The following is a 25,146-nucleotide window of genomic DNA, read 5'->3' as shown; positions in this document are numbered from 1 at the left end:
GAGATGGTCCTCCCAGATTCCGACGGGATTTCGCGTGTCCCGCCGTACTCAGGATTCTGCTAGGTACAGATTCTATTTAAAATACGAGGCTCTTACTCTCTTTGGCTGACCTTCCCATGTCATTCTTCTATAAAATCTGAGTCCACTTTGCAGTCCTACAACCCCGAAGAGTAAACTCTTCGGTTTGCCCTCCTGCCGTTTCGCTCGCCGCTACTAAGGCAATCGCTTTTGCTTTCTCTTCCTGCAGCTACTTAGATGTTTCAGTTCACTGCGTCTTCCTCCTCATCTCCTTAACAGAGATGGGTAACAGGTAGTACCTGCTGGGTTCCCCCATTCGGACATCCCCGGATCTGCGCTTACTTACAGCTCCCCGAGGCATTTCGTCGTTTGTCACGTCCTTCTTCGGCTCCTAGTGCCAAGGCATCCACCGTGCGCCCTTACTAACTTAACCTTATTTTTAGACCTTTCAGTCTTAAACTCATTAATATTCACAGCGTTTTCGGTTTATTTTCTTGTTACTATTTGATATAGTTATTCAATTTTCAATGGACAAGTTTAGAATAGTCATCACTATCCTAATGGAGCCTAGCGGGATCGAACCGCTGACCTCCTGCGTGCAAAGCAGGCGCTCTCCCAGCTGAGCTAAGGCCCCACAAGACCTCTCAAAACTAAACATGACGACCAATGGCTTCCATTTTCCTTAGAAAGGAGGTGATCCAGCCGCACCTTCCGATACGGCTACCTTGTTACGACTTCACCCCAATCATCTATCCCACCTTAGGCGGCTGGCTCCTAAAAGGTTACCTCACCGACTTCGGGTGTTACAAACTCTCGTGGTGTGACGGGCGGTGTGTACAAGGCCCGGGAACGTATTCACCGCGGCGTGCTGATCCGCGATTACTAGCGATTCCGACTTCATGTAGGCGAGTTGCAGCCTACAATCCGAACTAAGAGACTGGCTTTTAAGAGATTAGCTTGCCGTCACCGACTTGCGACTCGTTGTACCAGCCATTGTAGCACGTGTGTAGCCCAGGTCATAAGGGGCATGATGATTTGACGTCATCCCCACCTTCCTCCGGTTTATTACCGGCAGTCTCGCTAGAGTGCCCAACTGAATGATGGCAACTAACAATAAGGGTTGCGCTCGTTGCGGGACTTAACCCAACATCTCACGACACGAGCTGACGACAACCATGCACCACCTGTCACCGGTGTGCCGAAGCAAAATCCTATCTCTAGGACGGGCACCGGGATGTCAAGACCTGGTAAGGTTCTTCGCGTTGCTTCGAATTAAACCACATGCTCCACCGCTTGTGCGGGCCCCCGTCAATTCCTTTGAGTTTCAACCTTGCGGTCGTACTCCCCAGGCGGAGTGCTTAATGCGTTAGCTACGGCACTGAGTCCCGGAAAGGACCCAACACCTAGCACTCATCGTTTACGGCGTGGACTACCAGGGTATCTAATCCTGTTTGCTCCCCACGCTTTCGAGCCTCAGCGTCAGTTACAGACCAGAGAGCCGCTTTCGCCACCGGTGTTCCTCCATATATCTACGCATTTCACCGCTACACATGGAATTCCACTCTCCCCTTCCTGCACTCAAGTTAAACAGTTTCCAAAGCGTACTATGGTTAAGCCACAGCCTTTAACTTCAGACTTATCTAACCGCCTGCGCTCGCTTTACGCCCAATAAATCCGGACAACGCTCGGGACCTACGTATTACCGCGGCTGCTGGCACGTAGTTAGCCGTCCCTTTCTGGTAAGTTACCGTCACAGTGTGAACTTTCCACTCTCACACTCGTTCTTCTCTTACAACAGAGCTTTACGATCCGAAAACCTTCTTCACTCACGCGGCGTTGCTCGGTCAGACTTCCGTCCATTGCCGAAGATTCCCTACTGCTGCCTCCCGTAGGAGTCTGGGCCGTGTCTCAGTCCCAGTGTGGCCGATCACCCTCTCAGGTCGGCTATGTATCGTCGCCTAGGTGAGCCGTTACCTCACCTACTAGCTAATACAACGCAGGTCCATCTCTTAGTGATGCATTTGCATCTTTTAACATCTTACCATGCAGTAAAATGTCTTATGCGGTATTAGCTATCGTTTCCAATAGTTATCCCCCGCTAAAAGGTAGGTTACCTACGCGTTACTCACCCGTTCGCAACTCTTCCGGAAAGAGCAAGCTCCTTCCTTCAGCGTTCTACTTGCATGTATTAGGCACGCCGCCAGCGTTCGTCCTGAGCCAGGATCAAACTCTCATTAAAAGTTTGAGTTCTCACTCATTTCTGTCACTGACAGATTTATTGTTTTTTCATTGTTCAGTACTACAACTAAAGTTGTAGTGCCCTGCACATTGGTTCGTCTTGTTCAGTTTTCAAAGGTCTTTGTCGCCCTCTCAAGCGACAACTATATCAGTATATCACCTATCCAATATCTTGTCAACACTTTTTTGAAACTTTTTTATCTTTTTTTGCAATTTTATTCCCTAACACCCACAAAATCATTGATAAATCAACATTCAAAAAGGAAAGGTTACCTATACTCGCCTCTCCCTTTTGTCTTTAACCTCTATAAAAGCGTCCCAGAAAAATCTGATAAGTAGTCCCTCAATTCGAGCAACAGACTTTTCCGGCCCTTGAAGCGTTCGTCGCCTAACAAGCGGTGGTATAGATCTAATTGTTCTTCATTTAAGCCCGAGGTGTAGGCTGCTAGCAAGCTGCGAAGAGCAACCAAATCATCTAAAGCTAGTTCTCGCTGACTCAGTCTATGACTAATGGTGCTGACTTCCTCATAGGACTGGCGATCAAAGCACCGTTTTTGACTCTCTTGCTTGCGAAGGATGTCATGAATATGATTGCGGAATTTTGTCTTGAAGTAGCGATAGAGGCGACTTTCGTCTTGACTGATATCTGGATGGCTTTCTTCCAGCTGGTGATAGATCAACATCCCTTCTTGTTCCCAATCACTATTCTCCCATAAATGTACATAATAATCCCGTGCACAGCGCCGAACAATCCACTGCACTTTCTCATAGCGTTCCTTGAAGTTCATTTTTTCTCCTTTATTCCTTGATAATATGATTCTACAAGAAAAGCTTCTTCTTTAGTGACCCTCTCCCTATCCTGTCTATTTTATACCCTAACTGGTTCCTAACAAAAAAATTTGAGACATCTCAGGGACTTTTTATGACATGTTAGAACGCAAAAACAACTGCTTCAAAAAGCAGTTGTTTCTTGATTATTATTCTTCGTCTTCAACATCCTGATCATCGTCAGAATATTCATCGTCTTCTTCATTTAACTCAACTTCTTCGCCGAGATCATCTGGAGCTATTTCATTGATTTCAGCATCGTAGGCTTCAACCTCACTCTTTTCATCATCTGGGTTATCTTCATCATATGAAAGAGCTGGATCCTCTTCATAAGAGTCCTCATCTTCAGGATCATCATCGCTGTAATCAATCGCATCTTCGTCGCCATCCATAAAGGCATTAACACGTTTTTTCTTGCGTTTCTTAGGCTCATCTTCCTCGTCTGTTTCTTCCAAAGCGATGATTTCTTCATCGACTTCGTCAATCGCATACCAAGAACGAAGACCCCATTTATTGTCACCAAGTGGGATGAAACTGCCATCTACATTCAGTTCTGTATAAAATAGAGGCAGTGCTTCTCGGATTTCGCTATTTGATTTCTCCAGATAATTTTGAATTTCATTAACAAGCTCATCGAAATACATTTCATGGTCACGCCCGCGCAATTCTAAGATGGCACGTGCTACCTCAATCATCGAAAGCTCACTTTTTTCTTGTCCTGCAAATACTTCTAATTCCAAAGTTATTCTCCTTAAGATTACACAGGCATTTAGCCAGGCATTTTTTTCGCTACTTTCTATTGTACGATAAATTTGCCGTCTAGTCAAAAAATTTCACCTAGGCAACCCGACTTTTCAAGTCCAGCCTTCCTACTATGCTTTTGACCATCTATAAAACAGCAGCTTCCTTCAATTTACACATTGACATATTTGTTCTCACAAGTCTTCGACTAATCATGATATAATAGAAAAAACTTTATTTAATAGAAAGAAGCTTATGCCTCTCCTCCAACGTACCATCAAACTAGCTCTTGCAACATGTCTTGCTGCGGCTCTAGCTGCTTTTTTAGGTCTAAGCAATGCTATATCAGCCGGTATCATTGCCATCCTCAGCGTTTCCGACACCCGCAGAAGCACTATCAAACTAGCCCGCAACCGCCTCTTGTCTACTATTTTAGCACTAGCCATCGGGAGCTTAGCTTTCATCCTTTTGGGGTTTAACCTTTGGAGCTTAGGGATTTATATCCTACTCTACGTTCCCTTGGCTTATCTCTTTGGCTGGGAAATAGGCATCACCCCCAGCACAGTTTTGGTCACCCATCTGCTGCTGGCCCATTCCGTTTCTTGGTCTCTTTTGGCCAATGAAATGGCTGTTTTCCTTATCGGAACAGGATTCGCTCTCCTAGCCAACTTTTATATGACTTCGAACCAGCAAGATATCGAGAACTATCGTGTTCAAGTCGAAAAGCAACTGAAGAAAATTCTGTTGCGTTTTGAATATTTTTTGAAAGCTGGAGACGGCCGAAACGATGCGACTCTAATCAAGGAACTAGATACTATCCTTCAAGGAGCCTTACAACTAGTTTATCTGGACCATTCCAACCATCTCTTTCATCAGACCAACTACCACATTCACTATTTTGAAATGCGGCAGGCCCAAAATCGCATTCTAGAAGACATGGCAGGCAACATCAACAACTGCCAGTTGGCAGCCAGTGAGAGCTTGATTTTGGCCCGTCTGTTCTCCAAGACAGCCCAACAGCTCAGTCAAGAAAATCCTGCTCACGAGCTGGTTGAAGAAATCGAAACCTGCTTAACTGTTTTTCGCGAACGCCCTCTCCCTAAGACCCGGCAAGAATTTGAAACTCGTGCCACGCTCCTACAACTTTTACGAGACTTGGAGACTTTTATTAAGATCAAGGTAGAATTTTATCAAAATTACCAAAAGGTGCAAGCAAATTAGCTCTGTGCCATTTCCAATAAATAATAAAAAGGAGGCTGGGACAAAAGTCCTAGCCTCTCAATTGTCTTTGGATTGTCGAGCAAGACGCAGTGGTTGAGTGGGCTCTACTACGCTGATTTCATCAGCTTTTACAGCCCTACTCAACTGTGCGGAGGTGGGACGACGAAATCGAATTCTAACGAATTACCGATTTCTGTCCCACGCTCTTTTTCTCATTAATCAAAGGCAATCGCTCATTCTTTTAAGTGATAAGAATAGCTTGCAACCACGACATCCTCATACCATTTCAGATAGTATTTCAATTTCAAGCTCATCTGGTTATGCAGGACATTTTGCCATCTCTTTTTAGGTATAAACTGAGGTACTAGGACCGTCACTGTTCGGCCTTCTTTTTTGGCTCGCTTGGCCACTTTAATCACATACTGAACTGTCGGACTAATGATATTGCGGTAGCTAGTCGTAACTGTCTCAAAGCGAATATCAGGGAAGTAGTTCGCAAATTCCTCGGCGACTTCAGCATCTTTTTCAGCAGTTTCTGCTGTTGAAACGTGCATCGCCACGACCTCATCTCCGATACTGCGAGCATAGCTCATCGCACCAACACTGACTCGGGTGACATTCCCGACCAGGACAATTACTGTATTACCAGTATAGTTCTGACGCTCAATATGGTCATGCAATCTCAACTGTTTAGCGACTCTATTATAGTGCTGCTTGATAGATAAAAACAGCCAAGTCAAGACAATGATAATAGGGAAGAAAGGCCAAATATCTTGAAGACGGAACAAGAGCAAGATAAGGACAATCCCGTAACAAATGATCGCTCCAAGGATATTCGCAATCGAATGCTTCAAGAAATTATTTCCATATTTTTTCTTCCAATGGACAACCATACCCGTCTGGGAGAGAGCAAAAGGTACGAACACGCCAATCGTGTACAGGGGAATCAAGCGTTCTGTATTTCCCTTAAAGATGAACAAAAGAGCAATGGCCCCAAAAGCCAAAGTGAAAATACCATTAGAATAGCTGAGACGATCTCCTTTTTCCATGTACATATGAGGCATGTATTTATTCTTAGCCATATTGTAGGAGAGCATCGGAAAGGCTGAAAAGCCTGTATTGGCTGCCACTGCTAAGATCAAAGCAGTCGACAATTGGAAAACATAGAACAAGATAAGACCAAGAGGAGAAGTCCCCAAAATTGCTTGCGCCATCTGAGCCAAGGTCGTTACACCTTTGACAGGCACGATGCCAATCCAATAATTCAAGAAGGTAATGCCCGCAAACATGATACCTAGGATGAAAGCCATAATCGAGAGGGTAGCTGCGGCATTATGGGCTTTTGGTTTCTTGAAAAAGGGAACCGAATTGGAAATAGCTTCCACTCCTGTCAAGGAAGCAGAGCCGCTGGTGAAAGCACGAAGCAGTAAGATCAAACTTACTCCAGCAATCGGACTACCAATCCGCGCAGTTGCGTGATAGTCTAAATTTCCTGTCAGGATTTTCACAAAACCAAAACCAATCAACAATAAGGTGCTGACAATAAAAAGATAGACAGGAATCATCAAGGAAGTGGCCGATTCTTTTAATCCTCGGAGATTCATTAGCATCAACAAGAGAACTAGGAAAATGGAAATATGTAAATTGTAAGGATGTAAGACAGGAATTGCAGAGGTAATTGCGTCCGCTCCAGAAGCGACTGAAACGGCTACTGTCAACATGTAATCTACCAGCAAGCTTCCGCCAGCAATCAAACCTGCCGTTGGAGATAGATTTTCTGTCGTCACCATATAAGCTCCTCCTCCTTGAGGGTAAGCATGGATAACCTGACGGTAAGAAATCGTTAAACTCGCTAATAAAACCAATACGACAATTCCTATGGGAAGCGACCACCAAATGGCGCCAATAGAAACAGAAGTCAAGACCAAAACAACCTGCTCTGGTCCATAAGCAATCGAAGATAAAGCGTCACTGGAGAGCATAGCCAAGGCTTGCATCTTGGTCAGTAAATGACCATCCTCGCCCTCTTTCCCAGATTTTAATGGGCGTCCAATAAAAAATCCTTTTAACTTGGAAAACATAAGTTCCTCCTTTAAAAACATGAGCCATTCTACCTCTTTTCAGAAAACATGTCAATACTTTTCTGGAAATAAGTTTTCATGAATTTAAACTTCCTGATTTTTATCCAAATGCTTGATGAAAACCATCTCAGTAGATATCAAGATCATTCTCCAACCTCACTAAAAATTGAAGGTGAAGAGGATAGAAATCGCAAGCAGGAGAGCCAAAAAGTACTCAAACAATCTATTTAAAGTTTCAAACACACTCTCCTACAAAATCTTCCATTTTTTCTGGAAACAGCATGCTTGTTTATAAAAAAGCGAGCTTTATGTCAAGCTCGTTTTTGATATTTGAATTTTAGTGATTGTTCATAAAAGAGATCTATCTCAGAATAAACAAGATGACAATGAATCAGAACGAATCCTCTATCTTCCGAATACACCAGTCAATCAGGTCTTCCAGTCGCTCAATAGATTCGGTCATATGCAGGTAGCCCATGACCGCCTCAAAGCCAGTAGACATACGGTAGGTGACGATGTCCGTATTCTTAGCTTTGGTGTGGCTGTTGGCATTGCGGCCACGCTTATAGATATCCTCTTCCTTCTCCGTCAGAATCCCTTCTTCCAGCATGAGCGAGATGAGATTTGCCTGTGCCTTGGCAGAAACGTACTTGGTCGCTTCCCTGTGTAGCTGATTGGGCTTGGTCAGCCCTTGAAAAATCAAGTGCCGGCGGATATACATGGAGTAGACAGCATCTCCCTCAAAGGCGAGGGCAATACCGTTAATCAGGTTGACATCAGTCACGGGTCCACCTCACTCCGTCCTTAGCATCCAAAAGCTTGATGCCTTGAGCGGCCAATTCATCCCGAATACGGTCTGCGGTCGCAAAGTCCCGATTAGCACGCGCTTCTTGGCGTTCCTCAATCAAGCGCTCAATGTCCGCATCCAAGACTTCTTCTACAAAGACGATACCAAAAACTTCTAAGAGCTTGGCAAAAGCTTCCTTAACTTCAGCGGTGTAGTTGCTAGAGTTAATCCACTTGGCTAACTCGAAGACAACCGTGATGCCGTTAGCCGCATTGAAGTCTTCGTCCATAGCGGCGGTGAACTTGTCTAGAAAGGCCTGAAGCTGAGCAGAATCCGCCTGACCAGTAAATGGCTGCTCATAGGTATTCTTCAAATACTTAAGATTGGTCGCTGCATCATGAACGGCTTTTTCCGTGAAATTAATCGGCTTGCGATAATGCTGGGTCGCAAAGAAGAAACGCAGCACCTGACCATCAATGGTCTTGAGGGCATCATGAACAGTGATAAAATTGCCTAGAGATTTGGACATCTTGACGTCGTCGATGTTGACAAAGCCATTGTGCATCCAGTAGTTGGCAAAAGTCTGACCAGTCTTGGCCTCTGACTGGGCGATTTCATTAGTATGGTGAGGAAATTCTAAGTCTGCTCCTCCACCGTGGATATCAATGGTATCACCCAAAATCTCCGTTGACATGACTGAGCACTCGATGTGCCAGCCCGGACGACCTGCTCCCCAAGGACTGTCCCAGGAAATCTCACCCGGCTTGGCTGCCTTCCAGAGAGCAAAATCTACCGGATTTTCCTTACGAGCGGTCTCCTCGTCTGTCCGACCAGAAGCACCTAGCTCCAAGTCTGCCAAAGTTTTGTTAGCTAGTTTAGCATAATTGTGCGACTTTTCCACTCGGAAATAGACATCACCCTCTGACTCATAGGCGTAGCCTTTGTCAATTAAGTCCTCCACAAAGCGGATGATGTCTCCCATAAACTCTACCACCCTCGGATGACGAGTCGCAGGTTTTACACCCAGAGCTGATACATCCTCACGAAAAGCTGCGATGTACTTATCAGCCACTTCTTGGGGTGTGATGCCTTCTTCCTTGGCGCGATTGATAATTTTATCATCTACATCAGTAAAATTGGAAATATAGTTGACTTCAAATCCCCGATACTCAAAATAGCGACGAACTGTGTCAAAAGCTACTGTTGAGCGGGCATTGCCGACATGGATATAGTTATAAACCGTCGGACCACAGACATACATGCGAACCTTGCCCTCCTCAATGGGCACAAATTCACGTAGGCTGCGGGTCATAGTGTCGTAAATTTTAATCATGCGGTCCACTCCTTTCTCTATTTCTGACTTTTTCGGCTGAAAACCAGCTCTGCAAAAGGGCCAAATTGTCTGAGGCTATCCAGTTGGTAAAAGCGCTGCCCTTCCTCTTGGGTAAAGAGGGGAACCCCCTTTCCCAGGATAAGGGGCGCTATCTGAATAATGAGGTGGTCGAAAAGATCCGCATCCAAGAGCGGTCCTACCAAGGAATTACCACCAATCACAAAGACATTTTTGCCTTTGTCAATCTGGTGAACAAAGTCCACCACATCCCCAGCTACTGGCTGGTAATTGCTGACAGGCAGGTGCCTATCATGCGTAAAGACATAGTTTTCCGTAGCTTGATAAAAACTTTCTACATCTTGCAAATCTTGGATTTCCTCAAAGGTCCGCTTGCCCATGATGGTGATATCCATTTGCCTGTAAAAGTCATCATAGCCTGTATCCTCTACAGAACCAAGCTGATGCAGCCAGTCTATCCTGTGCTGGCTGTCTGCCAAGTAGCCATCCATGGTGATACAGCCGTAAAAATATACTGCCATTCTTGTAGTTTCCTTTCTAGTTCTGCTCAGTTCCTTTCTAGTTCCTTTGCTATTGTCAAAGCGATAATGAAAAAAGTCATGGCATCAGCTGTCCGCTCTTCATGGCGGGCATCCCAGATTCTGTTATGGTGATCCACATAGTCAGCTGTGTAGAAGAACTGATAGACCTTGGTCTTGCGGAATTGACTCCAAGCCATGATCGCCGATGCTTCCATGTCCACCACTTGGGCACCAGCAGCTAAGCGACGCTTGACTTTCTCAGGAGTTTCTCGGTAAAAAGCATCAGTCGTCCAAGACTTGGTGCGGATATGCTCAATATCGTACTTGTCAAAGATAGCTTCAAGCTTAACTAACAGAGACTCGTCATAAGCGACTTCATCACCCGGTGGGGCATAGTGATAACTAGTTCCTTCATCTCGCAAAGCAGCAGCCGGCAGGATAATCTTGTCCGCCTCAATTGAACGATCCAAAACGCCACAAGAACCTAGAACGATGAAATTCTTGAAGCCTCTGGCCGCCAACTCCTCCAGCTGGCCGACTACCATCGGAGCTCCAATAAGCGCAGTCATGATCGCAACTTGATTTCCATCATAATTATATACATACCAAGGGAATTGAGCGTTAAGATTTTTTAAATAGCCTCCTTGATAGACTTCTTCTGACTCAATCAAACGTTGCAGAATTTCTCCATTAAAGGACAGGATGATAGTTTCACAAACCTCACCCTTGTCCATAATCTGCCTATCTGTTGGCTCAATAACCCCAGCTACATCTTCAAACTCTTCTAAGAGCATAGCTCCTCTTTCTTTAAGGCTTCAGCAAAGCCTCTTTCATCTTTTCTATTGAGTTACAGTTTGCCAAATTACTCCTTGGCAAGACCTCCTAAAGTATCTTGTTAACTGTCCAAAATTGGCCTTTCTTAAAGCTCCGACGAATGGTGGCTGGCTTCGCGGGCATGCTCCAGCTTGTCCAAATAATATTCTCGCTGTTCTTCCACCTCGTGGATGGTCGGCTCATCTTTCTGACCATGAACACGCACGATCTTAGCCGGGATTCCAACTACAGTTACATCACTAGGCACATCCGCCACGACGACTGCACCCGCTCCAACTTTGGCATTTTCGCCAATTTCCACTGGGCCAATAACTTGAGCATGAGCAGAGATAAGAGCTCCTCGACGGACAGTCGGGTGGCGTTTCCCAGTATCTTTGCCAGTCCCTCCTAGGGTCACCCCATGATACAAGAGCACTCCCTTTTCCACGATCGCCGTTTCACCTATAACCAGCCCGCCACCGTGGTCAATGAAGACTCCAGACTCAATCTGAGCGCCAGGATGAATCTCAATCTGAGTCCAAAAGCGCCAAAATTGGCTGTGCATGCGTGCCAGCAGCTTAAAGCCTCTCTTCCAGAGGAAATGAGAAAGACGGTGGGCTGCCAAGGCCTTGACACCTGGATAGGTCAGGATAACCTCCAGCGAAGTACGAGCAGCTGGATCATTTTCTTTTACAATCTCAATGGCTTCTTTCCACCAGCCCATCTTCTTCTCCTTTCATTAGGTAAATAAGGGAGTAGGCTCCATACAAAGAACTTTGCAAGGTAATTGAGCCTGATCACTCCCTTTTCATTATTCTTCTGATTTAGCTTTAGGGGCTTCTTCATGTTTCTTATGAAAATGCCCTTTTTCCTGATGTTTATCGTGGTCTCTCTTTGGCTTGTCTGGCTTAGGCGGACGTGGCAAGAGAGCTTTCATAGACGCATCTACGCGGCCTTTTTCGTCAATTTTAATGACCTTAACATCGACAAAATCACCAATTTGTACCAAGTCTTCGACATTGTTGGTTCGAGTCCAAGCCATTTCAGAGATGTGAACGAGGGCATCGGTCTTGTCAAAGAGGTTGACAAAGGCACCGAATTTCTCAATCCGAACAACCTTGGCATGGTAAACTTCATCCACTTTAGCTTCGCGAACCAAGCCAGCAATGATTTCCTTGGCACGGTTAATGGCCGCTTGATCGCTAGAGTAGATTGATACATTTCCTTCTTCGTCGATATCAATCTTAACACCTGTTTCAGCGATAATCTTGTCAATGGTTTCGCCACCTTTACCGATGACAATCTTAATTTTGTCCACATCAATCTTGATGGTATCGATTTTCGGAGCAGTTGGAGCCAACTCAGGACGCGGAGCTGGAATCGTCGCTTCAATCAAGTCCAGAATTTCAAAGCGGGCTTTCTTAGCCTGAGCCAGAGCCTCAGTCAAGATTTCCGCTGTAATTCCTTCAATCTTGATATCCATTTGAAGAGCTGTAATCCCTTCGCGAGTACCAGCCACTTTAAAGTCCATGTCGCCAAAATGGTCTTCCAAACCTTGAATGTCCGTCAGAACCGTGTAGTTGCTACCATCTGAAATCAAGCCCATGGCAATACCAGCAACCGGTGCCTTAATCGGCACACCACCGGCCATCAGAGCCAAAGTACCTGCACAGATAGAGGCTTGGGAGGATGAACCGTTTGACTCCAAGACTTCTGCTACCAGACGGATAGCGTAAGGAAACTCTTCTAAACTAGGCAAGACTTGCTCCAAGGCACGTTCCCCAAGAGCACCGTGTCCAATTTCACGACGACCAGGAGCACCATAACGGCCTGTCTCACCAACAGAGTATTGCGGGAAATTATAGTGGTGCATGAAGCGTTTCTTGTATTCCGGATCCAATCCGTCCACAATCTGCGTTTCGCCCATTGGTGCCAGAGTCAGAACAGACAAGGCTTGGGTTTGACCACGAGTAAAGAGACCAGAACCATGCACGCGCGGCAGGTAATCCACTTCCGCATCCAGCGGACGGATTTCATCAACCTTACGACCGTCAGGACGGACCTTATCTTCAGTAATCAAACGGCGCACTTCTGCATGCTCCATTTGCTCCAAGATTTCAGCCACATCACGCATGATACGGTCGAATTCTTCGTGGTTCGCGTATTTCTCTTCATAAACCGCTGTGACTTGGTCTTTGACAGCCTGAGTCGCGGCTTCACGCGCCAGCTTTTCTTCTACCTGAACAGCCTTTTGGAGGTCGCTGTTGTAGGCTGCGACAATCTCTGCCTGTAGCTCTTTATCAACATGCAGCAATTCGACTTCTGCTTTTTCCTTACCAAATGCCGCAACGATTTCTTCTTGGAAGGCAATCAATTCTTTGACCGCTTCATGCCCTTTGAGAAGAGCTTCCAGCATGATATCTTCAGACAGCTCCTTAGCTCCGGATTCTACCATGTTGATAGCCTCTTTGGTACCAGCTACAGTTAGTTCCAAAAGTGAAACTTCTTTTTGTTCCTTGCTAGGGTTGATGATGAATTCACCATCTACATAGCCGACCTGAACTCCTGCGATAGGGCCGTTAAAAGGAATATCTGAAATAGAAAGAGCCAGAGAACTACCGAACATAGCAGCCATTTGAGGCGAAGCATCTTCGTCATAAGAAAGAACAGTATTGATAACCTGAACTTCATTGCGGAAACCTTCCGCAAACATAGGACGAATCGGGCGGTCAATCAAGCGGGCAGTCAAAGTCGCATCTGTTGACGGACGGCCTTCCCGTTTCATAAAGCCACCAGGGTATTTCCCAGCCGCATACATTTTTTCCTCATAGTTGACCTGCAATGGGAAAAAGTCACCAGTAGCCATCTTTTTGGACATGGTTGCCGCAGTTAAAACGGTACTTTCTCCATATCGAACAACGGCGCTGCCATTTGCCTGTTTTGCAACCTGACCGGTTTCAACTACCAGCTCACGACCTGCAAAAACGGTTTTAAAAACTTGTTTTGTCATAAAGACTCCTTGCCGAGCACATGCTCAAATTTTTTCATACGCCTTGGCTACAAAGATCAAGATATTAAGACCGTCAAAAGCTCATAGCATAATCACAGCTGACAACTAACCTTCTCAGCATTTTAGCTTTGATATCATGGTCTTAGTAGTTTATTATATCCTCATCTTTGTATCAAGCACGTACAGACCCTATTTTACCACAATTTCAGCCAAAAGAAAAAGACCGGAAATGGCTTTTTCTATAAAAATACTGAAAATTTATTTTTCTTTTTTCTAAGCAGACGGCTGAAGTCATATTTCCTTAATTTTTTCCTATGAGCAAGGTATTCTGAAGGATTTTTTGCTATACTGAATATAGTTATTTAATCAAAAGGAGTAAACTATGGAACAAAAACATCGTTCTGAATTTCCAGAAAATGAACTCTGGGACCTAACCGCCCTTTACCAAGACCAAGAGGACTTCCTGCGGGCAATTGAGAAGGCCAGAGAGGACATCCAGAAATTCGTCCGTGATTACCAAGGCAAGCTTAGTACTTTCGAAGATTTTGAACGGGCATTTGCTGAGTTAGAGCAGATTTATATCCAAATCAGCCACATCGGCAACTACGGCTTTATGCCACAGACCACTGATTTTGGTGACGAGAGTTTTGCGCAGATTGCCCAAGCAGCCATGGAGTTTGAGACCGAAGCCAATGTTGCACTCAGCTTCTTTGACGACGCCCTGGTCGGTGCAGACGAGGCTGTCTTAGAGAGACTAGGCCAAGAGCCCCATTTGACCTCAGCCATTCGCCAAGCTAAAATCAAAAAAGCCCACTATCTGGGAGCGGATGTCGAAAAAGCCTTGACAAATCTAGGCGAGGTCTTTTACAGTCCACAGGATATTTACACCAAGATGCGGGCCGGCGACTTTGCTATGGCTGACTTCGAAGTAGACGGCAAAGTTTACAAAAACAGCTTTGTCACCTATGAGAATTTCTATCAAAACCATGAAAATGCAGAAATCCGCGAAAAATCTTTCCGCTCTTTCTCTGAAGGGCTTCGTCAGCATCAAAACGCCGCTGCTGCTGCCTATCTGGCTCAGGTCAAGTCTGAAAAACTACTGGCTGACATGAAGGGCTATGACTCTGTCTTTGACTACTTACTAGCTGAGCAAGAAGTTGATCGCTCTATGTTTGACCGACAGATTGACTTGATTATGAGCGAATTTGCCCCAGTAGCCCAGAAATACCTCAAGCATGTCGCTAAGGTAAACGGACTTGAAAAAATGACCTTTGCCGACTGGAAGCTGGACTTGGACAGCGAGCTCAATCCTGAAGTCAGCATTGATGATGCCTACGATCTCGTCATGAAGTCAGTTGAGCCGCTCGGACAAGAGTATTGTCAAGAAGTTGCCCGCTACAAGGAAGAACGCTGGGTCGACTTTGCGGCCAATGCTGGGAAAGACTCTGGAGGCTATGCTGCGGATCCTTATCGGGTCCACCCTTATGTCCTCATGAGCTGGACTGGCCGTATGAGCGATGTCTACACTCTGATTCACGAGATTGGTCATTCTGGTCAGTTTATCTTCTCTGACAATCACCAAAGCTATTTCAACGCCCACATGTCCACCTACTATGTGGAAGCTCCATCTACCTTTAACGAGCTCCTGCTCAGTGATTATTTGGAGCGCCAATTTGATAACCCACGCCAGAAACGCTTTGCCCTGGCTCACCGTCTGACGGATACTTACTTCCACAATTTCATTACTCACTTGCTGGAAGCTGCCTTCCAACGCAAGGTCTATACTTTGATTGAAGAAGGCGGAACCTTCGGCGCAAGTAAACTCAACGCTATCATGAAAGAAGTCTTGACAGAATTCTGGGGCGATGCCGTTGAGATTGACGACGACGCTGCCCTGACTTGGATGCGCCAAGCACATTACTACATGGGGCTTTACAGCTACACTTACTCCGCAGGCTTGGTCATTTCTACCGCCGGATACCTCCACCTGAAGAATGACGAAAATGGTGCCCGTGACTGGCTTGAGCTGCTCAAATCTGGCGGCAGCAAGACTCCGCTTGAGTCAGCTATGATTATCGGAGCAGATATTTCGACAGACAAGCCACTCCGCGATACGATTCAATTCTTATCTGACACAGTTGATCAGATTATTGCCTACAGCGAGGAGTTGGGGGAATAAACTCATATCTTTAGAATCGGACTCAGATGAATCATCTGAGTCTGATTCTTTATTCTTTTAAAGAACAAAATCAAATCTATATTTTCAAATACTACAAATCATTTGTTGAGAACGCTTCCCTTTTGTGATATGATACGCTTGGATAAATATCTGAAGGGAGTTTTAATATGAAAAAATTTTTTGAAAAGCCGACCTTGAAGAAAATACTGTTTGTTCTGGCAGTTCTCTTCATCATCATTCTTGCACCAATCACTATGCCATTGATGTTCCTAGGAGGATGCTTTGGTATTTGGCGATTCACAAAACGAAAGCCGAATATTAGAAAGCGCAATATCGCTATTGCTGTTACTATTATCGGAATACTAGGAAGCTATGCAGTAGGTAAACTAACTCCTAATGTTATTAAAGAGCAGACAGAACAAAGCCAGGTAACAAAATTTACATCTAATAGTTCCTCGACTAGCTCATCATCACAAACTAGCAGCCCTATAGCATCTAGCAGTAAAAAAGAAAAGGAAAAAGAAAAAGCAGGAGAAAGAACGCAAAGAAAAAGAGCTACAAGAAGCGCAGAAACAAAAGCAGGAAGAGGAGAAAAAAGCTCGCGAGGAACAAGCGCGTAAGGAAGCGGAGACTAAGAAAATTGTTGAGGAAGCCAATCAGGCTGTCCAACAACTCGAAAACAATCCGATTCAAGAAAATATTTCTTCAGCACAAGCTGCTGTCGAACGCGTTGCGGATCCAACTACAAAATCTAACTTGACGGATCGAATCGGACAAATTCAAAATGCAATTAATCAACGGGCTGAAGAGGCTCACCTTGCAGAGGAAGCACGCCAAGAAGCGGAGAGACTGGCAGCGGAACAGCAACAAACAAGAACGGTTTATGTCGCTCGTTCTGGGAAAGCAGATGTCTATTGGTATAGCATGGAGAATATGCCATCCAATACACGTTTTGATCGAGTCGTAGCCATGACTGAAGCAGATGCTATTGCTTCAGGAAAGCGGCATACTAGCAAGGAATGAAAAAACAAGACTGGGAGAAAAATTTCCAGTCTTGTTTTTTTATGATTCAATTAAACCTGCTCCTAGAAACAAGTGAGCGAACCTAAATTTTTAAAGATTAGTTTCTTGCCCTGCCACCGTTCTATTTTTAAAAAGGCTTGAAGAAATGTAAATAAACCAAAATATAAATCGTAAAGCAGACGATAAATACGAGCCACCTGATCCAGAACTGTGACTTGCTATAATTTTTAGCACGCAAGAGGCCGATAAAGAACCAGATAAGCCCCCAAAAAAACATTCCCAGCAATTGAGGAGCATAGTAAGAAATCAAAACTAGACTAAAAAGGACAAAACTGAGTACAAGCATGATACTTTTTTCTGTTATCTGCGACCGAGGAATCATCCAGCCCAAAAAGAAACAGAAAATCGGCACCGCGATAAACGGCGTAAAAACCATTAAAATAAAGCAAAACTGCGATAATGACTCAAACATAAACAGCGCCCTTTTCTAAATTTTGTAAAACACAGCTGATTTACCTTCTTCCTATTATAACCTAAAAATTTTATTTTCAAACAAAAAAACTGGAATATATCATTTTTCTTAAATCAATAGAGAACTAATAAGGCAAGCTAGGGGCCTGATAGACACCAGCTACCGTTTGAGTAAGAGGGCAGATCTATTTTCAAAGCACTTTTCTTGAATCCGCTCATTTGTTTTGGTAAACTGATACATAGTTTTAAAAAAAGGAGATAGAAAATGAAAAAATTTGTCGCTGAATTAATCGGTACTTTCATGCTTGTGTTCATCGGAACAGGAGCCGTTGTTTTGGAAATGGTACAGAGGGTCTTGGACACCTTGGAATTGCTTTTGCCTTTGGTTTGGCAATCGTGGTTGCAGCTTTCTCAATCGGAACTGTTTCAGGTGCGCACTTGAACCCAGCTGTTTCAATCGCTATGTTTGTAAACAAACGCTTGTCATCAAAAGAGCTTGTAAACTACATCCTTGGACAAGTGGTTGGAGCTTTCCTTGCGTCAGGTGCGGTCTTCTTCCTCTTGGCTAACTCAGGAATGTCAACTGCTAGTCTTGGTGAAAATGCCTTGGCAAACGGTGTAACTGTCTTTGGTGGTTTCTTGTTTGAAGTCATTGCAACTTTCTTGTTTGTCCTAGTTATCATGACTGTCACTTCAGCAAGCAAAGGTAATGGCGCGATTGCTGGTTTGGTAATCGGTTTGTCCTTGATGGCTATGATCCTTGTGGGATTGAATATCACTGGACTTTCAGTAAACCCAGCTCGTAGCTTGGCCCCAGCTGTCTTGGTAGGTGGTGAAGCCCTTCAACAAGTTTGGATTTTCATCCTTGCTCCAATCGTTGGTGGCGTTCTTGCAGCTCTTGTTGCAAAAAACTGCCTTGGCACAGAAGAATAATAAATAAAAAGAGCCTTGCTCCTCAATTTGAGGAACAGGGCTTTTTCTATGCAAACAAAAAAGCGCTCCCTTTTTGAATGGGGAGTGCTTTGCTTTTAACTCAATTCAGCAACGATGGCCTTGATTTGCTCTGCTGTGTGAACACCTGCAACTTGCTTGACCACTTGGCCGTCTTTTTTGAAGAGAAGGGTTGGGATGGACATGATTCCAAAGGCACGGGCTGTGTTTGGATTTTCATCAACGTCCATTTTAACGATTTTCAAGACATCTTCTGAAAGTTCTTCAGACAATTTATCCAAGATTGGACCTTGCATACGACATGGACCACACCAAGTTGCCCAGAAGTCTACCAAGACCAAACCGTCTTTTGTTTCTTGTTCAAATGTTGCATCTGTAATTGCTTTTGCCATTGTATTTCTCCTTTTTAGTTATATTGGCTCAAATCCTGTTTCATCAGGAAAAAGTACACATCCCCATAAGTCCCTTGGTAGTTCAAATCATGACCATTATAAACTAACTTTTTAACTGGATGATAATCCGCCACCCCGATCAAGCAAGCTTGCTGGGATAGTTCAAAGTCTTCATAAGACTCGAAAGTCATCTTCCGTTCAGCTTTAGCTGCGTCTAGATAGGTAATTTCAATCATAAGCTCTCCTTTTTGATTCCATTCGTAATTTTATGCCTTTATTGTAATCAATTTCGTTACAATTTTCAAGTCAAACGCATCTACCACTGTCAGATCCCAGATAGTCACTTTAAAATCATCATTTATCAATCTTCTCCTTTTTGTTTGACTTGAGCAAAGTACAATGCAAGAAGAAATCTGAAAGAAAAACAAGCACAAAGGCTACGTTTGTTTTTATTTTTGTGTTAAAATAAAAGGTATGGACAAAATTATCAAAACTATCTCAGAAAACGGTTCTTTTCGGGCCTATGTGCTGGACAGCACGGAGACCGTTCGGACCGCTCAAGAAAAACATCGAACTCAAGCAAGTTCTACCGTGGCACTTGGCCGCACACTGATTGCCAGCCAGATTCTGGCTGCAAATGAAAAAGGCCAGACTAAGATTACCGTCAAAGTTCTTGGCACCAGCTCGCTAGGCGCAATCATCACCGTGGCAGATACCGAAGGCAATGTCAAGGGCTATGTGCAAAATCCCGGTGTCGATATTAAAAAGACAGCCACTGGCGAAGTTCTGGTTGGCCCTTTTGTCGGCTCTGGTCAATTTTTGGTTATCACGGACTACGGCACTGGCAATCCTTACAACTCCATGACTCCTCTCATCTCTGGAGAAATCGGCGAAGACCTAGCCTTCTATCTGACTGAAAGCCAGCAAACACCTTCCGCAGTTGGTCTCAATGTTCTCTTGGATGAGAACGATAAAGTCAAGGTTGCTGGTGGTTTCTTGGTACAAGCTCTGCCTGGTGCTAAAGAAGCTGATATCGCCCGCTTCGAGAAGCGGATCCAAGAAATGCCTGCCATTTCTACGCTGTTAGAATCCGATGACCATATCGAAGCTCTACTGGCTGCCATCTATGGAGATGAGCCCTACAAACGCCTGTCTGAAGAGGAAATTCGCTTCCAGTGTGATTGCAGCAAAGAGCGCTTCATGAATGCCTTGGCTACTCTGCCAAAGGCTGACTTAGAAGAGATGCATGATCAAGACCACGGGGCTGAAATCATCTGTCAATTCTGCCAGACAGCCTACCACTTTGACCAAAATGACTTGGAGGAACTGATTCGTGACAAATCTTAATACCCCTTTTATGATTGGAAATGTTGAAATTCCTAACCGTACGGTTCTGGCACCTATGGCTGGTGTAACCAACTCTGCTTTCCGAACTATTGCCAAAGAGCTGGGAGCAGGTCTCGTCGTGATGGAAATGGTCTCTGACAAGGGCATCCAATACAACAACGAAAAAACCCTGCACATGCTTCATATCGATGAAGGCGAAAACCCGGTTTCTATCCAACTTTTCGGTAGCGATGAAGACAGCCTCGCACGCGCAGCGGAATTTATCCAAGAAAATACCAAGACAGATATCGTTGATATCAACATGGGCTGCCCGGTCAACAAAATCGTCAAAAACGAAGCTGGCGCTATGTGGCTCAAGGATCCTGAGAAAATCTATAAAATCATCAACAAGGTTCAGTCTGTTTTGGATATCCCTCTGACAGTCAAGATGCGGACGGGTTGGTCCGACAGCTCACTGGCTGTAGAAAATGCTCTGGCAGCCGAAGCAGCTGGCGTTTCAGCCTTGGCTATGCACGGCCGCACCCGCGAGCAAATGTACACAGGGCATGCTGACCTCGAAACCTTGCATGACGTAGCCCAAGCCCTGACAAAGATTCCTTTCATCGCCAACGGTGATATCCGCAGCGTGCAAGAAGCCAAACAACGTATCGAAGAAGTCGGCGCTGACGCTGTCATGATTGGACGAGCTGCCATGGGAAATCCCTACCTCTTCAACCAAATCAACCACTATTTTGAAACGGGTGAAATCCTGCCAGACTTGACCTTTGAAGACAAGATGAAGATTGCTTATGAGCACCTCAAACGCTTGATTAACCTTAAAGGCGAACACATTGCTGTCCGAGAATTCCGTGGTCTAGCACCCCACTACCTTCGTGGAACATCTGGTGCAGCTAAACTTCGCGGTGCCATTTCACAGGCCAGCACATTGGCAGAGATCGAGGAACTCTTGCAACTCCAACATTAAAGAAATAAAAATAAGAGTGGGACAGAAATCGGTAATTCGTTAGAATTCGATTTCGTCGTCCCACCTCCGCACAGTTGAGTAGGGTTGTAAAAGATGATGAAATCAGCCTAGTAGAGCCCACTCAACCACTGCGTCTTGCTCGACAATCCAAAAACAATTGAGAGGCTAGGACTTTTGTCCCAGCCTCTTTGTTTTGCAATTCTTTCTCGCTTATTTGATCAATTGAACACTAGCTACTTTACCATCAGCGCCAGTGGTGATTTGGATGCCCAATTTAGGAGCAGATGGTTCAGCAGAACCCAGCTGAGCTGTATAGCGACCATCATCCAAAGTATAGGCATATGAAGCAACATGGTAAGTATTGACAGTTCCATTCGCTGACTTGACACTAAATTGTCCGCCTGCTGAAACAGTCACTGTACTGCCTCCTGCATCCGTCCAACTACCAGCAGCCGCAGAGAAATCTCCATCCACCATATTCAAAACGCCTTTATAGCGAGCATTTGTTTCTGCTTGCTTGTTTTGAAGCTGACGATCAGTGGCTGGATTTTGAGCTGGTTGACTCGGTTGGGCTGGCTGAGTCGCTTGATTTGGTTTAGTTGGTTGAGTCGGCGTAGTTTGTTGGCTAGGAGCTTGTTGAGATTGGCTTGATTGAGCCTGTGTATTTTGTTGACTTTGAACCTGCTGGTCTACTCCTTGTTGTGTTTGATTTTGTGAAGGCTGAACAGATTCCACAGCTTGCTGTACTTGTTCTGCTTGGCCAACTGTTCTGTTTGAAGAAGCATTGCTGCTGGCTTTTGGAGCGCTGCTAGCCTTACTAGATGAGGCAACTTTAGAGCTAGAAGAAGCTTGCACTGTCTTGCTAGAATTTGCACTAGGCTTGGTTTCTTCTTTGTGACCACAAGCTCCTAAAAGCAAGCTAGAAGCTAGAACAGTAGCAGCCATCAATTTTGTATAAGTCTTTGTTTTCATTTTTTCTCCTCCTTTTGTAACATTCGGAAACTTTTTTGTAATATTATTGTAACACTTGCAATAAAGCCTGTCAACTAGATATATGGGATTTTTCAAAAAGTTTTGAAGCAAACAGTATCCAGAGATTAGTCCTCCTCTCTTCCTCAGCAGATATGTTCTTACTTTTATATTCGTAATGAAAATAAAAAAGCAGAACATTTTTGTTCTGCAAGTAAAATAAAGCATCAATTTTCTTTCAATCCGATTTTCCTGTCTTCAGCCGATACACTTTTCTCGGTTTCTTCTTAGGCACGCGCTTGACACCAGCCTCTTCCAAGTATTCTCCAAATTTTACGAGAAAATTATTGCTGACGATCGGTCGTCTAGGCGAGATGAGATTGACCAGCTCAGTCCCTTCATAGACAGTAAAGGGCGATTCCAGTAAATGGAGAAAAGTTGGATTCCAGTCCAGTCGTCCTTGAATGCGCTTGATAGATTCCAGCAGGATTTGGTAGTGGTCAAAGGCAAAGTCCTCTGCTGTTAGAAGGCGCTCGCCATCCCTAAAACTCCTTGTCTTAAAGTCCACATCAAGGAAAGTGACTTCCTTAGCATCATCACCAGCCTTGACTTGGTTGATAGCGATTGCCGGCAGATAGACCAAATGGGCAATGGTGATGACCCAACCACGCGGATCACGTCCTGGAGTGGAGACCGTCATCAGCTGCTCCACTTTTTCTAGCGGTATCTCGAGGTCTACTTCTTCCTTGACCTCGCGAATGCAGGCTTGATAGGCATCCTCATTTTTGTCCACAAAGCCTCCGACCAGAGCATATTTATTCTGATAGGGGTGGGCCTTGCGCTTGATAACCAAGAGTTTCAACTGGCCTTCTACGAAGCAGTAGGCCACCATATCCGCTGTTACGCTGGGCGTCTCATACTTGGGCAAATCCTGTGTTTTGTACCATGCCAAAAAGGCGGACTCATCCGCCATTGTTTCGTAATATTCTTTTTCCGACATTCCCGCTGGGATATCCTGTTTGGTCATGAATTTTTCTTCCTTTCCTAAGCTATCTTTTCTATCAAAAATCCTCCAAATCTTGCTCTAAGCTTTCTTCACTGCCTTGGTCCACTGATACCAGCCGACGATACTATTGAGGGTATAAACCCAGTACATGGCCTGGATATGAAGGTTGCTGCCCCACCAGAGGTAGATACTGAAGAGATTGGTCGCAATCCAGAAAATCCACTGCTCGCGGTAGAGACCCGTCATGAGAAGCTGGCCGATACCATTGGTCGCATCTGTCACACTATCACGGAAAGGCCGGTGACTGTGAATGCTCTTATAAGCAAAGCCCATACCAATCCAAATCAGAGCAGTCAAGGCCAAATATTTAAGCCAGCCACGCCAGTCTAACTTCTTAGCCTCAAAATGAGAGGGTTCTGCCTTATCTTGTTCATTGACCCGGTTGGACAGCCAAGTATAAAGGCCAATCGGCTGCATGATAAAGAAGTAGATGGTTGTCAGTACTTCTCCATAAAAGCTAGCCTGGAAGGACAAGATGAGATAAATGGCCGAATTAACAGCTCCAAAGAGATAATTGCTGGCCCGCCCCTCAGCTACTAGGATGACGCAGACGATGCCTGTCCAGGAAGCAAAGAGTCCCAACCAGTCATGTTGCTCTTGCCCACTGGTGAACTCCAGAATGAAGGGCAGACTGGAAAGAGCGATCAAGTAGAGCCATTGCGACAAGCTGCGCCCGCCGAATAAATCCTGCCAGAGCAATTTGGCGATACCGCTAAGGCCCTGTTCTTTTGCTGCTGCACAGACATTCTGGAAATTCCGAGCAAAGGTTTGAGATTTTTGTTTTAGTCCTGCGTAGAGAGCTGCAGGAGAGAGTTTTTGATTTTTTACTACCATTCTATTTTACCACTTTCTTTTTAATCTGCTTGATAAATCTTGTTAATCGCTTCTTTAGCCGCCTGATAATTGTCTAAATAACTGCCAGCTAGATAAACCGTCGGAATATGAGCTAAACACTGCTCTTTCAGCTTTTTCAGATAGCTTGAAAAATCACTGCGGATAGCCTCGTCTGCCATGCTCATATCACGAAAGCCGTCGTTGACATAGGCTCCAATCGGCTCAGCAAAGAGAATCAAATCCCATTTCTCCTTGGCCAAAATGCTAGCAAAGAGGTTGTCAAAGGTGTCTGTCTCCTCGTTTTGAACGGGACTTTCTTTCAGATAGTAATCATAGTAAGCCTTGGTTACCAAGGAATTTGTATCGGCCACGACCAGACCACGGTTGGCGCTGCTGTCAATCAAGCGGGAAGTCTGAGCATATTGTCCTAAGAGCAAATAATAATAGTCTTTAGAGGTCAGCTCATCATCTCGCACGTTATTTTGAATCTGGTATTCTCGAGCATATTCCATACTAACCGGAGCATCATAGTAACGAGCTAAGTCCTTGGCCAAGGTCGTTTTACCATTGCTGGCGCTGCCCATAATCAGCACTTTCTTGGTAAAGTGACGGCGGAAAGGTTGGGCGATATATTTCCAATAAAGGCTAGGATTTTCCCGAATCATCGTAGCTGAAATCCCAAACTGTCGCTCCTCCAAGCAGGTTTCAAAACCACGCTTTGTCAGCTCCGCTTGATAGTCTGATTCTCCGACAAAGAAAATCAGTTTCTCCCGTTCTGCATCATAGCCCACCAACTCTAATAAAGTCGACAGCCACTTGTCCCAACCCAGAGGATAGCGGGGAAAAGACGTTTCGTCTAGTTTATAAACCTGAGTCAATTCATCATCGGCGAATGTCTCACGCGTATAACGGAATCGCTTCTGCAGAGATAGACCTACTTCCTCGCCACGGTCTCCCTGATAGCCAGAAACCACCACGCGCACTTTGTCATAAGAACGCTTAGCCTTCTGAATCAAATCGATATGCCCCTGATGCAAGGGAGCAAAGGTTCCAAAGACGATTGCAATTTGTTTTTTCATGATTCTACCTTTTTGTTATTTTTTCTCTTTCTATGTTTTTATTATATACTATATTTTCCTTCTGTCAATAGTTTTTTATAAAAAATATAAAAATATTTTCAAACATCTAAAAAATACATTCAGAGCACAAAAAAGAGAGTGGGACAGAAATCGGTAATTCGTTAGAATTCGATTTCGTCGTCCCACCTCCGCACAGTTAGTAGAGCCCACTCAACCACTGCGTCTTGCCCGACAATCCAAAGACAATTGAGAGGCTAGGACT

At 44.7% G+C, this 25,146-nt stretch carries 22 protein-coding genes, 1 tRNA gene, 2 rRNA genes and 1 pseudogene (1 of these 26 cut by a window edge); 7 read left to right on the top strand and 19 right to left on the bottom strand.

Features of this window, described 5'->3' with window-relative positions:
* From I872_RS01550 to rpoE, 5 genes are all read right to left on the bottom strand, one after another.
* Positions 1 to 451, bottom strand: a 23S ribosomal RNA gene (locus I872_RS01550); it reaches 2,447 nt to the left of the window's first position.
* A gap of 128 nt (positions 452 to 579) precedes the next feature.
* Positions 580 to 652 (bottom strand) — tRNA-Ala (locus I872_RS01545).
* 52 nt (positions 653 to 704) lie between these two features.
* Positions 705 to 2,257: ribosomal RNA gene (locus tag I872_RS01540) — 16S ribosomal RNA — on the bottom strand.
* Together the 16S and 23S rRNA genes with 1 tRNA gene alongside form the textbook arrangement of a ribosomal RNA operon.
* 304 nt (positions 2,258 to 2,561) lie before the next feature.
* Positions 2,562 to 3,044 carry a sigma-70 RNA polymerase sigma factor region 4 domain-containing protein gene (locus tag I872_RS01535; RefSeq protein ID WP_015604417.1) on the bottom strand — a complete coding sequence of 161 codons (483 nt, stop codon included), beginning with the start codon at positions 3,042 to 3,044 and terminating at the stop codon, positions 2,562 to 2,564.
* A gap of 189 nt (positions 3,045 to 3,233) precedes the next feature.
* Complete coding sequence (gene rpoE / locus I872_RS01530; RefSeq protein WP_015604416.1) at positions 3,234 to 3,824, bottom strand: DNA-directed RNA polymerase subunit delta; 591 nt, start codon at positions 3,822 to 3,824, stop codon at positions 3,234 to 3,236.
* A gap of 256 nt (positions 3,825 to 4,080) precedes the next feature.
* Between rpoE and I872_RS01525 the strand changes: the two genes are divergently transcribed.
* Positions 4,081 to 5,046, top strand: a complete 966-nt coding sequence (locus I872_RS01525) for an aromatic acid exporter family protein (protein ID WP_015604415.1) — start codon at positions 4,081 to 4,083, stop codon at positions 5,044 to 5,046.
* A gap of 233 nt (positions 5,047 to 5,279) precedes the next feature.
* On the opposite strand, the gene I872_RS01520 is transcribed toward I872_RS01525, so the two are convergent.
* From I872_RS01520 to pnp, 7 genes are all read right to left on the bottom strand, one after another.
* The gene (locus I872_RS01520) at positions 5,280 to 7,127 is read right to left on the bottom strand and encodes an APC family permease (protein WP_015604414.1); all 1,848 of its coding nucleotides are present in this window, start codon (positions 7,125 to 7,127) and stop codon (positions 5,280 to 5,282) included.
* Positions 7,128 to 7,518: 391 nt separating this feature from the next.
* The gene (locus I872_RS01515) at positions 7,519 to 7,911 is read right to left on the bottom strand and encodes a Mini-ribonuclease 3 (RefSeq protein ID WP_015604413.1); all 393 of its coding nucleotides are present in this window, start codon (positions 7,909 to 7,911) and stop codon (positions 7,519 to 7,521) included.
* On the bottom strand, positions 7,904 to 9,247 hold the full coding sequence (gene cysS, locus I872_RS01510) for a cysteine--tRNA ligase (protein ID WP_015604412.1): 1,344 nt from the start codon (positions 9,245 to 9,247) through the stop codon (positions 7,904 to 7,906). Before cysS ends, I872_RS01515 begins: the two co-directional genes overlap by 8 nt.
* A gap of 17 nt (positions 9,248 to 9,264) precedes the next feature.
* On the bottom strand, positions 9,265 to 9,786 hold the full coding sequence (locus I872_RS01505) for a dihydrofolate reductase family protein (protein ID WP_000301974.1): 522 nt from the start codon (positions 9,784 to 9,786) through the stop codon (positions 9,265 to 9,267).
* Positions 9,787 to 9,812: 26 nt separating this feature from the next.
* On the bottom strand, positions 9,813 to 10,580 hold the full coding sequence (locus tag I872_RS01500; RefSeq protein WP_015604411.1) for a nucleoside phosphorylase: 768 nt from the start codon (positions 10,578 to 10,580) through the stop codon (positions 9,813 to 9,815).
* A gap of 125 nt (positions 10,581 to 10,705) precedes the next feature.
* Positions 10,706 to 11,323 (bottom strand): serine O-acetyltransferase, encoded by a 618-nt coding sequence (cysE, locus tag I872_RS01495; RefSeq protein WP_015604410.1) that lies wholly within the window; start codon positions 11,321 to 11,323, stop codon positions 10,706 to 10,708.
* Between the two features lie 87 nt (positions 11,324 to 11,410).
* The gene (gene pnp, locus I872_RS01490) at positions 11,411 to 13,609 is read right to left on the bottom strand and encodes a polyribonucleotide nucleotidyltransferase (protein WP_015604409.1); all 2,199 of its coding nucleotides are present in this window, start codon (positions 13,607 to 13,609) and stop codon (positions 11,411 to 11,413) included.
* Positions 13,610 to 13,991: 382 nt separating this feature from the next.
* Between pnp and pepF the strand changes: the two genes are divergently transcribed.
* The 3 genes from pepF to I872_RS10655 all read left to right on the top strand — a co-directional run bounded on the left by pepF (position 13,992) and on the right by I872_RS10655 (position 16,811).
* The gene (gene pepF, locus I872_RS01485; protein WP_015604408.1) at positions 13,992 to 15,788 is read left to right on the top strand and encodes an oligoendopeptidase F; all 1,797 of its coding nucleotides are present in this window, start codon (positions 13,992 to 13,994) and stop codon (positions 15,786 to 15,788) included.
* 167 nt (positions 15,789 to 15,955) lie between these two features.
* Positions 15,956 to 16,408 (top strand): hypothetical protein, encoded by a 453-nt coding sequence (locus tag I872_RS10660; protein WP_015604407.1) that lies wholly within the window; start codon positions 15,956 to 15,958, stop codon positions 16,406 to 16,408.
* A 136-nt stretch (positions 16,409 to 16,544) separates the two neighbouring features.
* Positions 16,545 to 16,811: a hypothetical protein gene (locus I872_RS10655; RefSeq protein ID WP_015604406.1), complete on the top strand. Its 267-nt coding sequence runs from the start codon at positions 16,545 to 16,547 to the stop codon at positions 16,809 to 16,811.
* A 127-nt stretch (positions 16,812 to 16,938) separates the two neighbouring features.
* Here the strand turns inward: I872_RS10655 and I872_RS01475 are convergent, their stop codons facing one another.
* Positions 16,939 to 17,283, bottom strand: coding sequence for a hypothetical protein (locus tag I872_RS01475; protein WP_080638468.1), 345 nt, complete (start codon positions 17,281 to 17,283; stop codon positions 16,939 to 16,941).
* A gap of 264 nt (positions 17,284 to 17,547) precedes the next feature.
* Here I872_RS01475 and I872_RS01470 point away from each other — a divergent pair.
* A pseudogene (locus I872_RS01470) lies at positions 17,548 to 18,215 on the top strand (MIP/aquaporin family protein).
* Positions 18,216 to 18,310: 95 nt separating this feature from the next.
* Here I872_RS01470 and trxA read toward each other — a convergent pair.
* Positions 18,311 to 18,625 carry a thioredoxin gene (gene trxA / locus I872_RS01465; protein WP_001029581.1) on the bottom strand — a complete coding sequence of 105 codons (315 nt, stop codon included), beginning with the start codon at positions 18,623 to 18,625 and terminating at the stop codon, positions 18,311 to 18,313.
* 14 nt (positions 18,626 to 18,639) lie between these two features.
* Positions 18,640 to 18,861, bottom strand: a complete 222-nt coding sequence (locus I872_RS01460) for a DUF4649 family protein (RefSeq protein ID WP_015604402.1) — start codon at positions 18,859 to 18,861, stop codon at positions 18,640 to 18,642.
* Between the two features lie 238 nt (positions 18,862 to 19,099).
* On the opposite strand from I872_RS01460, the gene hslO reads away from it, so the two are divergent.
* Positions 19,100 to 19,972: an Hsp33 family molecular chaperone HslO gene (gene hslO, locus I872_RS01455; protein ID WP_015604401.1), complete on the top strand. Its 873-nt coding sequence runs from the start codon at positions 19,100 to 19,102 to the stop codon at positions 19,970 to 19,972.
* Positions 19,959 to 20,936 carry a tRNA dihydrouridine synthase DusB gene (gene dusB, locus I872_RS01450; protein ID WP_015604400.1) on the top strand — a complete coding sequence of 326 codons (978 nt, stop codon included), beginning with the start codon at positions 19,959 to 19,961 and terminating at the stop codon, positions 20,934 to 20,936. The genes hslO and dusB overlap by 14 nt, the downstream gene beginning before the upstream one ends.
* A 210-nt stretch (positions 20,937 to 21,146) precedes the next feature.
* On the opposite strand, the gene I872_RS01445 is transcribed toward dusB, so the two are convergent.
* The 4 genes from I872_RS01445 to I872_RS01430 all read right to left on the bottom strand — a co-directional run bounded on the left by I872_RS01445 (position 21,147) and on the right by I872_RS01430 (position 24,884).
* Positions 21,147 to 21,908, bottom strand: a complete 762-nt coding sequence (locus tag I872_RS01445; RefSeq protein WP_015604399.1) for a hypothetical protein — start codon at positions 21,906 to 21,908, stop codon at positions 21,147 to 21,149.
* A 235-nt stretch (positions 21,909 to 22,143) separates the two neighbouring features.
* Positions 22,144 to 22,932: an NUDIX domain-containing protein gene (locus I872_RS01440; protein WP_015604398.1), complete on the bottom strand. Its 789-nt coding sequence runs from the start codon at positions 22,930 to 22,932 to the stop codon at positions 22,144 to 22,146.
* Positions 22,933 to 22,989: 57 nt separating this feature from the next.
* Positions 22,990 to 23,805, bottom strand: coding sequence for a nicotinamide riboside transporter PnuC (gene pnuC / locus I872_RS01435; RefSeq protein ID WP_015604397.1), 816 nt, complete (start codon positions 23,803 to 23,805; stop codon positions 22,990 to 22,992).
* A gap of 20 nt (positions 23,806 to 23,825) precedes the next feature.
* On the bottom strand, positions 23,826 to 24,884 hold the full coding sequence (locus I872_RS01430) for an AAA family ATPase (RefSeq protein ID WP_015604396.1): 1,059 nt from the start codon (positions 24,882 to 24,884) through the stop codon (positions 23,826 to 23,828).
* Positions 24,885 to 25,146 lie beyond the last annotated feature (262 nt).

Source organism: Streptococcus cristatus AS 1.3089, assembly GCF_000385925.1.
In the GTDB taxonomy this organism is placed as follows: Bacteria; Bacillota; Bacilli; order Lactobacillales; family Streptococcaceae; genus Streptococcus; species Streptococcus cristatus_B.
The sequence above is the reverse complement of the archived record's forward strand: the minus strand, read 5'-3'. Positions and strand labels throughout refer to the sequence as shown.

Coding starts and splice junctions, on each gene's coding strand:
- I872_RS01535 (WP_015604417.1), bottom strand. CDS start 3,044: ATGAACTTCAAGGAACGCTATGAGAAAGTGCAGTGGATTGTTCGGCGC.
- I872_RS01525 (WP_015604415.1), top strand. CDS start 4,081: ATGCCTCTCCTCCAACGTACCATCAAACTAGCTCTTGCAACATGTCTT.
- I872_RS01520 (WP_015604414.1), bottom strand. CDS start 7,127: ATGTTTTCCAAGTTAAAAGGATTTTTTATTGGACGCCCATTAAAATCT.
- cysS (WP_015604412.1), bottom strand. CDS start 9,247: ATGATTAAAATTTACGACACTATGACCCGCAGCCTACGTGAATTTGTG.
- I872_RS01505 (WP_000301974.1), bottom strand. CDS start 9,786: ATGGCAGTATATTTTTACGGCTGTATCACCATGGATGGCTACTTGGCA.
- I872_RS01500 (WP_015604411.1), bottom strand. CDS start 10,580: ATGCTCTTAGAAGAGTTTGAAGATGTAGCTGGGGTTATTGAGCCAACA.
- cysE (WP_015604410.1), bottom strand. CDS start 11,323: ATGGGCTGGTGGAAAGAAGCCATTGAGATTGTAAAAGAAAATGATCCA.
- pnp (WP_015604409.1), bottom strand. CDS start 13,609: ATGACAAAACAAGTTTTTAAAACCGTTTTTGCAGGTCGTGAGCTGGTA.
- pepF (WP_015604408.1), top strand. CDS start 13,992: ATGGAACAAAAACATCGTTCTGAATTTCCAGAAAATGAACTCTGGGAC.
- I872_RS10660 (WP_015604407.1), top strand. CDS start 15,956: ATGAAAAAATTTTTTGAAAAGCCGACCTTGAAGAAAATACTGTTTGTT.
- I872_RS01475 (WP_080638468.1), bottom strand. CDS start 17,283: ATGTTTGAGTCATTATCGCAGTTTTGCTTTATTTTAATGGTTTTTACG.
- trxA (WP_001029581.1), bottom strand. CDS start 18,625: ATGGCAAAAGCAATTACAGATGCAACATTTGAACAAGAAACAAAAGAC.
- I872_RS01460 (WP_015604402.1), bottom strand. CDS start 18,861: ATGATTGAAATTACCTATCTAGACGCAGCTAAAGCTGAACGGAAGATG.
- hslO (WP_015604401.1), top strand. CDS start 19,100: ATGGACAAAATTATCAAAACTATCTCAGAAAACGGTTCTTTTCGGGCC.
- I872_RS01445 (WP_015604399.1), bottom strand. CDS start 21,908: ATGAAAACAAAGACTTATACAAAATTGATGGCTGCTACTGTTCTAGCT.
- I872_RS01440 (WP_015604398.1), bottom strand. CDS start 22,932: ATGACCAAACAGGATATCCCAGCGGGAATGTCGGAAAAAGAATATTAC.
- pnuC (WP_015604397.1), bottom strand. CDS start 23,805: ATGGTAGTAAAAAATCAAAAACTCTCTCCTGCAGCTCTCTACGCAGGA.
- I872_RS01430 (WP_015604396.1), bottom strand. CDS start 24,884: ATGAAAAAACAAATTGCAATCGTCTTTGGAACCTTTGCTCCCTTGCAT.